Below are 12,682 nucleotides of genomic sequence, written 5' to 3' on the forward strand. Positions count from 1 at the left end.
CAGCAGGGTTTGCGACGGAGAATGCGTGCGGTGCCCAAAAGAGGGCGTGCTCAGCGTGGCCGGTCGGTCACGGATCGAGGTAGCCCCCGTTTGTCGGGTTCACCACTCGAGGTCCAGGCTGACAGTTGACGGAATTGGCGACGCCTTACCCTTGGGGGCATGCTGAACCGCATCGACCTGCGAGGTCGTGTCCCGTCACCCGCCGAACTGCGTGCCGCGCTCCCGCGCGCCGAGGTCGACGTGGACGCGGTGCTGCATCACGTCCGTCCGCTGGTGGACGACGTGCGCGAACGGGGTGTCGAGGCCGTGCTGGAGCACGGCGAGAAGTTCGACAAGGTGCGCCCGGAGTCCGTCCGCGTGCCCGCGTCCGAGCTGGAGCGCGCGCTGTCCGGGCTGGACCCGGCCGTGCGGGCGGCGTTGGAGGAGTCCATCGCGCGCGCCCGCAAGGTGCACGCCGACCAGCGCCGGGTCGACACGACGACCCAGGTCGCACCCGGCGGCACGGTCACCGAGCGCTGGGTGCCGGTGGCCCGGGTGGGCCTGTACGTGCCCGGTGGCCTGGCGGTCTACCCGTCCAGCGTGGTCATGAACGTGGTGCCGGCGCAGATCGCGGGCGTCGAGTCGCTGGTGGTGTGCTCGCCGCCGCAGGCGGAGTTCGGTGGCCTGCCGCACCCGGCGGTCCTGGCCGCCGCGGCGCTGCTGGGCGTGACCGAGGTGTGGGCCGTGGGCGGCGCGCTCGCCGTGGCGCTGCTGGCCTACGGCGGCACGGACACCGACGGCCGGCCTCTGGAGCCGGCGGACCTGGTGACCGGTCCGGGCAACATCTACCTGACCGCGGCCAAGCGGCTGCTGCGCGGCCTGATCGGCATCGACTCCGAGGCCGGGCCGACCGAGATCGCGATCCTGGCCGACGACACGGCCGACCCGGTGCACGTGGCCGCCGACCTGATCAGCCAGGCCGAGCACGACACGCTGGCCGCGAGCGTGCTGGTGACGACGTCGGTGGAGCTGGCCGACGCCGTGGACGCCGAGCTGGAGCGGCAGGTGGACGCGACCAAGCACCGCGAGCGCGTGCGCACGGCGTTGACCGGCCGGCAGTCCGGCACGGTGCTGGTGTCGAGCCTGGACGAGGGGCTGCGGGTGGTGGACACCTACGCCGCCGAGCACCTGGAGGTCCAGACGGCCGACGCCCGCGAGGTCGCCGCCCGCGTGCGCGCCGCCGGCGCGATCTTCGTCGGACCGCACTCGCCGGTGTCGCTGGGCGACTACTGCGCCGGGTCCAACCACGTGCTGCCCACCGCCGGGTGCGCGCGGCACTCGTCGGGGCTGTCGGTGCAGACGTTCCTGCGCGGCATCCACGTGATCGACTACAGCGAGGACGCGTTGCGCGAGGTCGCGCCGCACGTCGTGGCGCTGGCCAACGCCGAGGACCTGCCCGCGCACGGCCAGGCCGTGACGGCGAGGTTGCGCGGATGAGGCCGATCGGCGACCGGGTGGAGCAGGCCGACCTCCCCCTGCGCGAGGACCTGCGCGGCCGCACGCCGTACGGCGCGCCTCAGCTCGACGTGCCCGTGCGGCTGAACACGAACGAGAACCCGTACCCGCCCACGCCCGCCCTCGTGCAGGACGTGGTGCGCGAGGTTGCGGCCATCGCGGGCGAGCTGCACCGCTACCCGGACCGGGACGCGGTGGCGTTGCGCGAGGACCTGGCCGCCTACCTGGCCTCGTCCACGGGCGTGCCGCTGACCTCGGCGAACCTGTGGGCGGCGAACGGGTCCAACGAGATCCTGCAGCAGATCCTCCAGGCGTTCGGCGGTCCGGGCCGCTCGGCGCTGGGCTTCGAGCCGTCGTACTCGATGCACCCGATCATCGCCGCCGGCACCCGCACCGAGTGGTCGCCGACGCCCCGCCGCGCGGACTTCTCGCTGGACGTGGAGCGGGCGGCGGAGATCATCGCCGAACGCGCGCCCGACGTGGTGTTCGTGACCAGCCCGAACAACCCGACCGGGCAGAGCCTGCCGGTGGACGACCTGCGCGTGCTGATCGAGGCCTCGCCCGGCATGGTGGTGGTGGACGAGGCGTACGCGGAGTTCTCGTCGCGGCCGAGCGCGGTCGCGCTGCTGGACGAGCACCCGGCGAAGCTGATCGTCAGCCGGACCATGAGCAAGGCGTTCGCGTTCGCGGGCGGGCGGCTGGGCTACCTCGCCGCCGCGCCCGCCGTGGTGGACGCGTTGCAGCTCGTGCGGCTGCCGTACCACCTGTCGGCGTTGACGCAGGCGGCGGCGCGGGCGTCGTTGCGGCACGCGGAGGAGACGCTGGGGTCGGTGGCGAAGCTGGCCGCCGAGCGCGACCGGGTCGTGGACTCGCTCGCGGGCCTGGGCTTCTCGGTGGTGCCCAGCGACGCGAACTTCGTGCTGTTCGGGTGGTTCGAGGACGCGCACGCCACGTGGCGGTCGTATTTGGAGCGCGGTGTGCTGATCAGGGACGTCGGCATCGCCGGACATCTGCGGGTGACGGTCGGGACTCCGGAGGAGAACGACGCGTTCCTCGCGGCGAGCAAGGAGGTTGGCCGGTGAGCCGGGTCGGCAAGGTGGAGCGGACCACCAGGGAGTCGTCGGTGTACGTCGAGGTGGACCTCGACGGGACCGGGAAGGTCGAGATCGCCACGGGGGTGCCGTTCTACGACCACATGTTGACCGCGCTGGGCGTGCACGGGTCGCTGGACCTGGTGGTGCGGGCGACCGGTGACGTGGAGATCGACGCGCACCACACCGTGGAGGACGTGGCGATCGTGCTCGGGCAGGCGTTGCGTGAGGCGTTGGGGGACAAGGCGGGCATCCGCCGGTTCGGCGACGCGTGGATCCCGATGGACGAGACGCTGGCGCACGCGGCGGTGGACGTGTCGGGGCGGCCGTACTGCGTGCACGTGGGCGAGCCGGAGCAGTTCACCACCTTCACGATCGGCGGCAACTACCCGTTCGTGCTGAACCGGCACGTGTTCGACTCGCTGGCGTTCCACGCGGGGATCGCGCTGCACGTGCGGGTGGAGTACGGGCGCGACCCGCACCACATCGCCGAGGCGCAGTTCAAGGCGATCGCGCGGGCGCTGCGCGCGGCCGTCGAACCGGACCCGCGCGTGGGCGGCGTGCCGTCGACCAAGGGCGTCCTGTAGATGCCGAAGGAGTACGTGGTCATCGGCCTGATCGCCCTGGCCGGTTTCCTGGGCGGCGGCGTCTACAGCACCTGGAAGACGGCCCGGGGCCTGGCGATCGTCCTGCTGGTCCTGACCCTGATCACCGTCGCCGCCGCCATCCTGTGGCTCGTCTGAGCGTTCAACTCGCCTGTTCCGAACGTAGGACTCGCGCGCGAGTCCTACGTTCAGAACGCGAGAGTCCTACGTTCACGACCCCCGAGTTCAACGCTCAGGACGGTCGGGCGCGGGCGGTTTGGCTGTCTGCGTATGGTTGGTCACATGTCGTCACCGGCTGAGGCCGCCATCACCGTCGGTCGCCCCCGGGAGCGGGCCGACGCCGCTCGCAACCGGGCACGCGTGCTCGCCGCCGCGGAAGAGGTGTTCGCCGCCGCCGGTGGGGCGGTCGGCGTGACGATGGAGGACATCGCGCGCGCCGCGGGCGTGGGCCGGGCGACGCTCTACCGGCGCTACCCGGACACGACGTCGATCGCGCAGGCACTGCTGGACGAGCACGAGGCCGAGATCCAGGACCGCATCCTCACCGGGCCGCCGCCGCTGGGTCCGGGCGCGCCGCCGGACGAGCGGCTGGCCGCGTTCTACCGGACGATGGTCGGCCTGCTGGAACGGCACCTGCACCTGGTGCTGGGCGCGGAAACGGGCCGGGCGCGGTTCCGGGCGGGTGCCTACGGGTTCTGGCGGCGGCACGTCGCCTCGCTGGTGGACGGCGCGCCGGCGGCCGTGGTGGACGCCCTGATGGCGCCGCTGGCACCGGAGGTCTACCAGTACCAAAGACAGGTGCGCGGCCTGGGCCCGGACGAGGTGGTCGCGGGACTGGACTGGCTCACGAGACGTGTTCTCGCAGGTAGTTAGGCGGCACGGCGGCCACCAGCCACACCCCGTTGGCGCTGACCCGGAACTCGTGGCCGTCGGCGGCCATGGCGGCGGCGTCGACGACCAGCACCACCGGCTTGCCCCGGCGTGACCCGACCCGCACGGCCGTCTCCACGGTCGCGGACAGGTGCACGTCGTGGCGCGCCATCGGCCGCAGCCCGTCGCGGAAGATGTCGGGCAGGAACCGGCTCACCGTCCCGTGGTACAGCTCGGCGGGCGGTTCGGCCACCGGCAGGTCGAGCGACACCGCCACGGTGTGCCCCTGGCTGGCGCGGATGCGCCCGTCCTCGATCGCGAACCGCTGCTTGTCGTTGTCCGACACCACCTCCAGCACCCGCTCCCGGGTCACGCCCAGGGCGCGGACGAACTCGTCCAGGTCCACCCAGCCGGCCGCGTCGAGCGTCAGCCCGACCTCCTGCGGCGCGTGCCGGAGCACCTTGGCCATCCGCTTGGACAAGCGGACCATCTGCTTCTTCTCTTGCACGACCTCAAGTGCAGCACGCGGCACAAATCGATTTCACGTTCCGCCCTCGACGGCGGGCTTGAGCTTGGGCGCGCCCGGCCCGTCCGCGGCCTGCTCGTCGTCGAAGTTGTGCAGGGTGCAGCTGCGCAGCGACAGGCACCCGCACCCGATGCACGAGGTGAGCCGGTCTCGCAGCCGCCGTAGCGCGTCGATCCGGGCGTCCAGCTCCACCTGCCAGGCCGCCGACAGCCTGCTCCAGTCCGACTTGGTCGGCGTGCGGTTGTCCGGCAGGGTCGCCAGCGCCGCGTGCACGTCCTCCAGCGACAGCCCCACCCGCTGCGCGGTGCGGATGAACGCCAGCCGCCGCAGCACGTGCCGCGGGTAGCGGCGCTGGTTGCCCGAGGTGCGCTCGGACGTGATCAGGCCGCGTTCCTCGTAGAACCGCAAGGCGGTGTGCGGCACCCCGCTGCGGTCGGCCACCTGGCCGATGGTCAACATGTCCGGCAACTTGCTCACGATCGGATGATAGTGCTTGACCTCGACCATAGTCGAGGTTGTCTCGTGGACCCATGGCAGTCAAGGAGATGTCGGGCTTCGCGGAGATCCCCGCGCTGTTCCGGCGGATGACCGGGGACGAGAAGCACGAGTGGGCCGCCGCGTCCACGCTGGACGTGCTGTGGGTGCTCTACAACAGGGTGCTGGACGTGTCACCGGACCGGGTGGACGACCCGGACCGCGACCGGTTCCTGCTGTCCAAGGGGCACGGGCCGATGGCGTACTACGCCGTGCTGGCCGCGAAGGGCTTCCTCGATCCGTCCACGTTGGACAACTGGACGGCGTGGGACTCGCCGCTGGGCCAGCACCCGGACCGCGTGCTGGTCAACGGCGTGGAGATCAGCAGCGGCTCGCTGGGGCACGGCCTGCCGATCGCCGTCGGCACCGCGCTCGGCCTGCGCCTGCAAAACCGCGCCGCGCGGACGTTCGTGCTGGTCGGGGACGCCGAGCTGGACGAGGGCAGCAACCACGAGGCGATCGCGCTGGCCGGGCGGTTCGGCCTGGACCGGCTGGTGACCGTGGTGGTGGACAACGCCTCCGGCACGCACGGCTGGCCCGGCGGGGTGGCCAGGCGGTTCGAGGTCGAGGGCTGGCAGTCGTCCACAGTGGACGGGCGGGACCACGACGCGCTGCACGCGGCGTTCACGCAGGACCACCCCGGCCGTCCGCTGGTCGTGGTGGCGGAGGTCGACGAAGGGGAGCGGCGATGACGTCGATGCGGCAGGTGTTCGTGGACACCGTCGAGGACGTGATGCGGCACGACCCGCGGGTCGCGGTCGTGCTGGCGGAGATCTCGCGGGACGTGTTCACGCCGCACGAGCGGGTGATCAACGTCGGCATCCGGGAGCAGGCCATGGTCGGCGTGGGCGCGGGCCTGGCGCTCAGCGGGCTGCGGCCGGTCGTGCACACCTACGCGCCGTTCCTGGTGGAGCGGCCGTTCGAGCAGATCAAGCTGGACTTCGGCCACCAGGACCTGGGCGGCGTGCTGGTCAGCATCGGCGGCTCTTACGACGACCCGGTGTGGGGCCGCACGCACCAGGCGCCCGGTGACGTGGCGCTGTTCGACACGCTGCCCGGCTGGACGGTCCGCGTGCCCGGCCACCCCGACGAGGTGGGGCCGATCGTGCGGGACGCGCTGCGGCGCGAGGACCGCGTCTACATCCGGCTCTCGCTGCGGGAGAACGCCGCGCCGCACCCGGTGGTCGAGGGGTTCACCGAGGTCAGGCGGGGTCGGTCGGGCGTGGTCGTGGCGGTGGGACCGATGCTCGACACGGTGCTGGCGGCCACCCGGGACGCCGACGTGACCGTGCTCTACGCGACCACCGTGCGGCCGTTCGACGCGGCCGGGCTGCGGGCGGCGGTGGACCGGGCGGAGCGGGCCGACGTGCTGCTGGTCGAGCCGTACCTGGAGGGCACGTCGGCGCACCTGGCGGCCGAGGCGCTGGCCGACGTGCCGCACCGGCTGCGGTCGCTGGGCGTGCGGCGTGACGCCGAGCTGCGGGCCTACGGCACGGCGGAGGACCACGATTCGGCGCACGACCTGGACGTGCTCGGCGTCGCCGCGGCCGTGCGTCGGATGTTCGGCCACCCGGTCGCTGCGGCATGATCTCCGCCTGTGAGCGTGCCGAGAACCCTGATCTGGACACCCGCGCCGACCGCCGAACTGCAGTTGAACCTGCACCGCGCGGCCGCGGGCCCCGCGGCCCTGGTCCCGGTGGCTTCCGGGACGGTGCTGCTGCCGCGCAGGCAGATCGGGTTCTCGGCGGCGCAGCGGCTGGCCGAGCAGGTCCGGGAGACCGGCGCGGCGGCGCTGCTGCTGCGCTGGTCGGCCAACGCCGAGGTGTGGACCGACGGCGAGCGGGCGGGGTCCACGGGCTCGGCACGGCGGCTGGTGGGCCTGCTGCGCTGGTGGCGGCTGGACGCCCGCCCGCGCCCCGCGGCCCTGCCCGCCGACGTCGTCGAGGTGCGGTCCCTGGTGGACGAGGGCCGCGCCGACACGTGGGTGACCGCCCTGCCCGACCGCGCCGGCCTGCCGATCAACACCGTGTTGCCGGTGGTGCCGGTCACCCAAGGCGGACTGTGTTGAATGGCCGCTGCTCCGCAGACGGCGGGCTCGGTCGCCCGGAAGTCGGGCGTTCGCGCCTGATTCCCCGACGATCGAAGAGCGTGATCGCCGGGGAATGAGTCCCGAACGCCCGACGCGACCTCGCGGGCGTGGCGGACCGCACGCGCCTGGTACGCGGTCCGGCGACTAGGCTGGACGGGTGCCCAAGGTCGTTGTGCTGGACTACGGATTCGGCAACATCCGCTCCGCCGAGCGCGCGCTCCAGCGCGTCGGTGCGGACGTGGAGGTGACGGCCGACCATCGGGCCGCGCTCGACGCCGGCGGCCTCGTGGTGCCCGGGGTCGGCGCGTTCGCCGCGTGCATGGCCGGCCTGGACGCGATCAAGGGCGGCCGGCTCATCGGGCAGCGCCTGGCCGGCGGGCGTCCCGTGCTCGGCATCTGCGTCGGCATGCAGATCCTGTTCGAGCGGGGCATCGAGCACGGCGTGCTCAGCGAGGGCTGCGGCGAGTGGCCGGGCACCGTGGAGCGGCTGGAGGCGCCCGTCGTGCCGCACATGGGCTGGAACACCGTCCGCGCGCCCGAGGACACCAGGCTGTTCGCGGGTCTCGACCCGGACACCCGCTTCTACTTCGTGCACTCCTACGGCGTGCGCAAGTGGGAGTTGGAGACGTCCGACGCGCTGCGCGCGCCGCTGGTGACGTGGGCCGAGCACGGCGGCGACCGGTTCGTCGCGGCGGTGGAGAACGGGCCCCTGTGGGCGACCCAGTTCCACCCGGAGAAGTCCGGCGACGCGGGGGCGCACCTGCTGGAGAACTGGCTCAAGAGCTTCAACTAGGCTGAACGCGTGACTTTCACGCTGCTCCCGGCTGTTGACGTGGCCGATGGCCTGGCCGTTCGGCTCGTGCAGGGCGAGGCCGGCACCGAGACCAACTACGGCGACCCGCTGGAGGCCGCGCTCGCGTGGCAGCGCGACGGCGCGGAGTGGGTGCACCTGGTCGACCTCGACGCCGCGTTCGGCCGCGGTAGCAACCGCGAGCTGCTGGCCCGCGTGGTCGGCGAGCTGGACGTCCAGGTGGAGCTGTCCGGCGGCATCCGCGACGACGCGTCGCTGGCCGCGGCGCTGGCGACCGGCTGCGCGCGGGTGAACCTGGGCACCGCCGCGCTGGAGGACCCGGTGTGGTGCGCGAAGGTCGTCGCCGAGCACGGCGAGAAGGTCGCGGTCGGGCTGGACGTGCGGATCACCGAGCAGGGCCACCGGGTGGCCGCGCGCGGCTGGACCAAGGACGGCGGCGACCTGTGGGAGGTGCTGGAGCGGCTGGACCGCGACGGCTGCGCCCGCTACGTGGTCACCGACGTGAGCAAGGACGGCACGTTGCAGGGCCCGAACGTGGACCTGCTGCGCGAGGTGTGCGCGCGCACCGACGCGCCGGTGATCGCCTCCGGCGGTGTGTCCAGCGTGGACGACCTGGTCGCGCTGGCGGCGTTGTCCCGGGACGGCGTCGAGGGCGCGATCGTGGGCAAGGCGCTCTACGCGGGCGCGTTCACGCTTCCCGAGGCGCTGGCCGCCGTGCGCGGCTGATCGCGGACTCGATCTCGCGGACGACGTAGGTCTCCGCGGCCTGCGCCGTCACGCCCGTGCGGTCGAGCGCCCTGGCCGCGGCGCCCTCGCCCTCGGCGAGCAGGCCGAGCAGCAGGTGCTCGGTGCCGACGAACGTGTGCCCGTGGCGCAGCGACGCCCGCACGGCCAGCTCCAACGCCTTCTTGCAGTGCGCGGTGAACGGCTGCGGGTCGGGGCGCTGCCGGACCGTGCCGTCCAGCTCGCCGAGCACGGCCATGCGCGTGGTGCCCTCCGCGGCCTCCAGCTCGGCGATCGTCTTGGCGGCCAGGCCGCCGGACTCGTCGAGCAGGCCCAGCAGGAGGTGCTCGGTGCCGATGTGCTCGCTGAACCGGGCGTGGTGGCGGGCCAGCACGATGACCCGCCGGGCGCGGTCGGTGTAGCGGTCGAAGCTCGGCTTGAGGTCCGGCGACTCCTTGGGCACGAACCGCTTCTGCGCGGCCTGCTTGGTGACGCCGAGGCTCTCGCCGATCTCGGTCCAGCTCGCGCCCGCCCGCCGCGCCTCGTCCACGAAGTGGCCGATGAGGTGGTCGCCGAGCTCGTCGAGCTGGCCGCTCAGCCGCACGGCGGCGGTCAGCCTGCCGAGCACGTCGGGGTGCTCGGCGGCGACGGTGACGATGAGGTCCGTGAGCTGGACGGGCGGCGCTACCACCCGTCAACTGTAGGTTGACGCGGCGTGAGCGGTCAACCCGAGGTTGACGCTAGGCGGGCTTGATCTCGATGCCGATGGTGCCCTCGCGGCCGCGGCGCAGTCGGCTGCCGAACAGGGTGACCTTGCCCACCACGCCGTACTTCTTGGCGATGAGCGACCGGACGTGGTCGCTGCCCGCCTGGTCGAGCAGCCGCGCGGTGGCCGGCACCTGCTCGCCGGTGGGCTTGCCGCGCAGGTCGCACGGTCCGATCCGGACGTCGCCGCTGCGGCGGATCCGCTTGACCTTGCCCGCGTCGGCGACGGACCACGCGTAGAGCGTGCCGTTGCCGCCCGCCACCCAGACGGGGGTGGGCACGGGCGTGCCGTCCTTGCGGAAGGTGGTCAGCAGCAGGTACTTGCCGGCAGCGAGGTCCATGTCCGGCAACGTTAGTCGCCCCCGGACGCGAAAGAGCCCCGCTCCCACGAGGGGAACGGGGCTCGTCACGAGCGACGCTCAGGTCAGATGACCGTCACGTTCGTCGCCTGGGGGCCCTTGGCGCCCTGGCCGACGTCGAAGCTCACCCGCTGGTTCTCCTCCAGGCTGCGGTAGCCGCCGCTCTGGATCTCCGAGTAGTGGACGAACACGTCCGCGCCGCCATCCTCGGGGGAGATGAAGCCGAAGCCCTTCTCCGAGTTGAACCACTTCACGGTGCCCTGCGCCATCTTTGTACTCCTCATACAGCTACCAACGGGGCGAACGCACCCGCTGAGGCCGGTCCAAACGCTGACCCTGAGGAATCACACGCTCAAACAATGTTTCGCGAGCGTGGATGACACGAACACAAAACTTGCGACCTCCACAAGTGAACCACACTTCGGCCGCCACGTCGCCCTCTGGACGCCACGAATCCCACGTTCAGGTGTCGCGCTCCCCACGTTTACCGCGAGAGTCCTACCTCCAGAACGCGAGAGTCCTACCTCCAGGACCCCCGAATTCAACGCTCAGGCACCGGGAGCCGGCCGCTCAGGGCCTGCACGTAGGCTTTTGGGCATGTCAGTCGCGGTGCGCGTGATCCCCTGCCTGGACGTCGACCGGGGCCGGGTCGTGAAGGGCGTGAACTTCACCAACCTCGTCGACGCGGGCGACCCGGTCGAGCTGGCCAGGGCCTACGACGCGGAGGGCGCGGACGAGCTGACGTTCCTCGACGTGACGGCCTCGTCCAGCGACCGGGAGACCACGTTCGACGTCGTCCGCCGCACGGCCGAGCAGGTGTTCATCCCGCTGACCGTGGGCGGCGGCGTGCGCAGCGCCGAGGACGTGGACAAGCTGCTGCGCGCGGGCGCGGACAAGGTGAGCGTGAACACGGCCGCGATCGCCCGGCCCGAGCTGCTGGGCGAGCTGTCCCGCCGCTTCGGCGCCCAGTGCATCGTGCTGTCGGTGGACGCGCGGCGCGTCCCCGAGGGCGAACGGCCCACCCCGTCGGGCTTCGAGGTCACCACGCACGGCGGCCGCAAGGGCACCGGCATCGACGCGGTCGAGTGGGCCGCGCGCGGCCAGGAGCTGGGCGTCGGCGAGATCCTGCTGAACTCCATGGACGCCGACGGCACCAAGGCCGGGTTCGACCTGGAGCTCATCCGGCTCACCCGCGAGGTCGTCGACGTGCCGCTGATCGCCAGCGGCGGCGCGGGCGCGGTGGAGCACTTCCCGCCGGCCGTGGCCGAGGGCGCGGACGCCGTGCTGGCCGCGAGCGTGTTCCACTTCGGCACGCTGCGCATCGGCGACGTGAAGCAGGGCCTGCGTGACGCGGGCGTGGAGGTGCGGTGATGCTCAACCCGCGCAACGCGCCCACCGAGGCGTTCCTGGCGATCCTCATCGGCGCGGCGGGCGGCTTGGTCTTCGTGCTCATGGGCCTGGTCCAGTGGCAGGTCGAGGGCGACTCCGCGTGGATCAGGTTCCCGGTGATCGTCGCGGTGCTGGAGCTGCTGGCGGTCGGCGGCCTGGTGGCGGGCCTGCGCCCGGCCCGGCTGACCGCCGCGTTCGTGTTCGGCCTGGTCGCGCTCATCCACCTGCTCGCGGTGCTCAACCAGGGCCCGGTGTGGATCCGCGTGCTGTCGGGCCTGCTGTCCGCCGCCCACGTCTTCGCCGTGGTGATGCTCAACACCAAGCCCGCCCGCATCCACTTCCTCGGAGGACAGCGTTGACCAGCGCGCTCGACCCGTCCATCGCCTCACAGCTCAAGCGCACCGCCGACGGCCTGGTGTGCGCGGTGGTGCAGCGGCGCGGCACCGGCGAGGTGCTGATGGTGGCGTGGATGGACGACGAGGCCCTGCACCGCACGCTCACCACCCGTCGCGCCACGTACTACTCGCGCAGCCGTCAGCAGCTGTGGGTGAAGGGCGAGACGTCCGGGCACGCGCAGTACGTGCACGAGGTGCGGCTGGACTGCGACGGCGACGCCCTGCTGCTGGTCGTGGACCAGGTCGGGGCCGCCTGCCACACCGGTGACGCGACCTGCTTCGACGCGACGGTGCTGCTGGGGCCGGCCGACTGAGGGCGGCTCAGCCCAGCTCGCCGGTCAGGTAGCGCTGCAGGTTGGGTGCGATGGCCTTGACCATCGTCTCCACGTCCGCCGAGGCGAACGGCTCGAACCGCACCACGTACCGGACCATGCCCATGCCGAAGATCTGGCTGGCCACCAGGGTCGCGCGCAGCTCCGGGTCCGACACGTCCAGGTGCTGCACGACCCGCTTGATCAGGGTCTGCACGAAGAAGCCGCGCAGCACCTCGGCGACCTGGCTGTGCGACGTCACGCTGCGCACCATCGCGGCGAACTGGCCGCCGCCGATGGGGTCCCAGATGCCGATGAAGTTGCGCACGATCCGCTCGCCGATCTCCTCGTCGGGGCCGTCGAGCAGGCGTTCCACCAGCACGTTCGGGTCGATCGGCACTTGCAGCACGGCCTTGGCGAACAGCCCTTCCTTGCTGCCGAACCAGTGGTTGACCATGGCCGCGTCCACGCCGGCCCGCGCGGCGATGGAGCGCACGGTGGCCCCCTCGTAGCCGCGTTCGACGAACACCTCGCGCGCGGCGGCCAGCAACGCGGCCTTGGTGTCCTCGCCGCCCGCCCGGCGGCCGCGGCGCTTGGGTTCGGTTTGGTGGGAGCCGGGGTTCACGCCATCATCATGCGTCAAGCCCGGCGGTTTTTCAACGTACGTTGAAATAGGGACCGGTCGAACATCCGGATGGGTCCTACCGGCACAATGTCGCC

19 protein-coding genes are annotated in these 12,682 nt (G+C 72.3%); 13 read left to right on the plus strand and 6 right to left on the minus strand.

All coding sequences use genetic code 11. From position 1 onward, the window contains the following. The first annotated feature begins 159 nt into the window (after positions 1 to 159). The 5 genes from hisD to LZG04_RS03290 all read left to right on the plus strand — a co-directional run bounded on the left by hisD (position 160) and on the right by LZG04_RS03290 (position 4,063). Positions 160 to 1,476: a histidinol dehydrogenase gene (gene hisD, locus LZG04_RS03270; protein ID WP_233812923.1), complete on the plus strand. Its 1,317-nt coding sequence runs from the start codon at positions 160 to 162 to the stop codon at positions 1,474 to 1,476. Then, entirely contained in the window at positions 1,473 to 2,576 is a 1,104-nt protein-coding gene (locus LZG04_RS03275) for a histidinol-phosphate transaminase (RefSeq protein ID WP_233812925.1), read from the plus strand. The genes hisD and LZG04_RS03275 overlap by 4 nt, the downstream gene beginning before the upstream one ends. After that, positions 2,573 to 3,172, plus strand: a complete 600-nt coding sequence (gene hisB, locus LZG04_RS03280) for an imidazoleglycerol-phosphate dehydratase HisB (RefSeq protein ID WP_233812927.1) — start codon at positions 2,573 to 2,575, stop codon at positions 3,170 to 3,172. The genes LZG04_RS03275 and hisB overlap by 4 nt, the downstream gene beginning before the upstream one ends. Continuing rightward, the gene (locus tag LZG04_RS03285) at positions 3,173 to 3,328 is read left to right on the plus strand and encodes a hypothetical protein (RefSeq protein ID WP_233812930.1); all 156 of its coding nucleotides are present in this window, start codon (positions 3,173 to 3,175) and stop codon (positions 3,326 to 3,328) included. A gap of 144 nt (positions 3,329 to 3,472) precedes the next feature. Beyond that, a complete protein-coding gene (locus LZG04_RS03290; RefSeq protein ID WP_233812932.1) occupies positions 3,473 to 4,063 on the plus strand; it encodes a TetR/AcrR family transcriptional regulator in 591 nt (196 codons plus the stop codon). Here the strand turns inward: LZG04_RS03290 and LZG04_RS03295 are convergent. Next, positions 4,035 to 4,550 carry an RNA 2'-phosphotransferase gene (locus tag LZG04_RS03295; protein ID WP_233813507.1) on the minus strand — a complete coding sequence of 172 codons (516 nt, stop codon included), beginning with the start codon at positions 4,548 to 4,550 and terminating at the stop codon, positions 4,035 to 4,037. The genes LZG04_RS03290 and LZG04_RS03295 overlap by 29 nt on opposite strands. 51 nt (positions 4,551 to 4,601) lie before the next feature. Beyond that, positions 4,602 to 5,063: a redox-sensitive transcriptional activator SoxR gene (soxR, locus tag LZG04_RS03300; protein ID WP_233812935.1), complete on the minus strand. Its 462-nt coding sequence runs from the start codon at positions 5,061 to 5,063 to the stop codon at positions 4,602 to 4,604. Between the two features lie 53 nt (positions 5,064 to 5,116). Here soxR and LZG04_RS03305 point away from each other — a divergent pair, with 53 nt between their 5' ends. From LZG04_RS03305 to priA, 5 genes are all read left to right on the plus strand, one after another. Next, positions 5,117 to 5,812 (plus strand): transketolase, encoded by a 696-nt coding sequence (locus LZG04_RS03305; protein ID WP_233812937.1) that lies wholly within the window; start codon positions 5,117 to 5,119, stop codon positions 5,810 to 5,812. Beyond that, on the plus strand, positions 5,809 to 6,708 hold the full coding sequence (locus LZG04_RS03310) for a transketolase family protein (RefSeq protein ID WP_233812938.1): 900 nt from the start codon (positions 5,809 to 5,811) through the stop codon (positions 6,706 to 6,708). Before LZG04_RS03305 ends, LZG04_RS03310 begins: the two co-directional genes overlap by 4 nt. A gap of 9 nt (positions 6,709 to 6,717) precedes the next feature. After that, positions 6,718 to 7,188, plus strand: coding sequence for a hypothetical protein (locus tag LZG04_RS03315; protein ID WP_233812940.1), 471 nt, complete (start codon positions 6,718 to 6,720; stop codon positions 7,186 to 7,188). A 178-nt stretch (positions 7,189 to 7,366) separates the two neighbouring features. Beyond that, on the plus strand, positions 7,367 to 8,002 hold the full coding sequence (gene hisH, locus LZG04_RS03320) for an imidazole glycerol phosphate synthase subunit HisH (RefSeq protein ID WP_233812942.1): 636 nt from the start codon (positions 7,367 to 7,369) through the stop codon (positions 8,000 to 8,002). A 9-nt stretch (positions 8,003 to 8,011) separates the two neighbouring features. Then, positions 8,012 to 8,746: a bifunctional 1-(5-phosphoribosyl)-5-((5-phosphoribosylamino)methylideneamino)imidazole-4-carboxamide isomerase/phosphoribosylanthranilate isomerase PriA gene (priA, locus tag LZG04_RS03325; protein ID WP_233812944.1), complete on the plus strand. Its 735-nt coding sequence runs from the start codon at positions 8,012 to 8,014 to the stop codon at positions 8,744 to 8,746. Here priA and LZG04_RS03330 read toward each other — a convergent pair. The 3 genes from LZG04_RS03330 to LZG04_RS03340 all read right to left on the minus strand — a co-directional run bounded on the left by LZG04_RS03330 (position 8,709) and on the right by LZG04_RS03340 (position 10,136). Next, positions 8,709 to 9,434, minus strand: coding sequence for a Clp protease N-terminal domain-containing protein (locus LZG04_RS03330; RefSeq protein ID WP_233812946.1), 726 nt, complete (start codon positions 9,432 to 9,434; stop codon positions 8,709 to 8,711). The genes priA and LZG04_RS03330 overlap by 38 nt on opposite strands. A 49-nt stretch (positions 9,435 to 9,483) precedes the next feature. Further along, on the minus strand, positions 9,484 to 9,849 hold the full coding sequence (locus LZG04_RS03335; protein ID WP_233812948.1) for a PPOX class F420-dependent oxidoreductase: 366 nt from the start codon (positions 9,847 to 9,849) through the stop codon (positions 9,484 to 9,486). An 83-nt stretch (positions 9,850 to 9,932) separates the two neighbouring features. Continuing rightward, complete coding sequence (locus tag LZG04_RS03340) at positions 9,933 to 10,136, minus strand: cold-shock protein (protein ID WP_033437808.1); 204 nt, start codon at positions 10,134 to 10,136, stop codon at positions 9,933 to 9,935. A gap of 328 nt (positions 10,137 to 10,464) precedes the next feature. On the opposite strand from LZG04_RS03340, the gene hisF reads away from it, so the two are divergent. The 3 genes from hisF to hisI are packed head-to-tail and all read left to right on the plus strand — an operon-like array spanning position 10,465 to position 11,965. Then, positions 10,465 to 11,238 (plus strand): imidazole glycerol phosphate synthase subunit HisF, encoded by a 774-nt coding sequence (gene hisF, locus LZG04_RS03345; protein ID WP_233812951.1) that lies wholly within the window; start codon positions 10,465 to 10,467, stop codon positions 11,236 to 11,238. Then, the gene (locus LZG04_RS03350) at positions 11,238 to 11,615 is read left to right on the plus strand and encodes a hypothetical protein (protein ID WP_233812953.1); all 378 of its coding nucleotides are present in this window, start codon (positions 11,238 to 11,240) and stop codon (positions 11,613 to 11,615) included. The genes hisF and LZG04_RS03350 overlap by 1 nt, the downstream gene beginning before the upstream one ends. Beyond that, positions 11,612 to 11,965, plus strand: coding sequence for a phosphoribosyl-AMP cyclohydrolase (gene hisI / locus LZG04_RS03355; protein ID WP_233812955.1), 354 nt, complete (start codon positions 11,612 to 11,614; stop codon positions 11,963 to 11,965). The genes LZG04_RS03350 and hisI overlap by 4 nt, the downstream gene beginning before the upstream one ends. A 7-nt stretch (positions 11,966 to 11,972) precedes the next feature. Here hisI and LZG04_RS03360 read toward each other — a convergent pair whose 3' ends face one another. Continuing rightward, positions 11,973 to 12,587: a TetR family transcriptional regulator gene (locus tag LZG04_RS03360; RefSeq protein WP_233812958.1), complete on the minus strand. Its 615-nt coding sequence runs from the start codon at positions 12,585 to 12,587 to the stop codon at positions 11,973 to 11,975. Positions 12,588 to 12,682: the final 95 nt, after the last annotated feature.

Source organism: Saccharothrix sp. S26 (assembly GCF_021390395.1).
Lineage (GTDB): Bacteria > Actinomycetota > Actinomycetes > Mycobacteriales > Pseudonocardiaceae > Actinosynnema.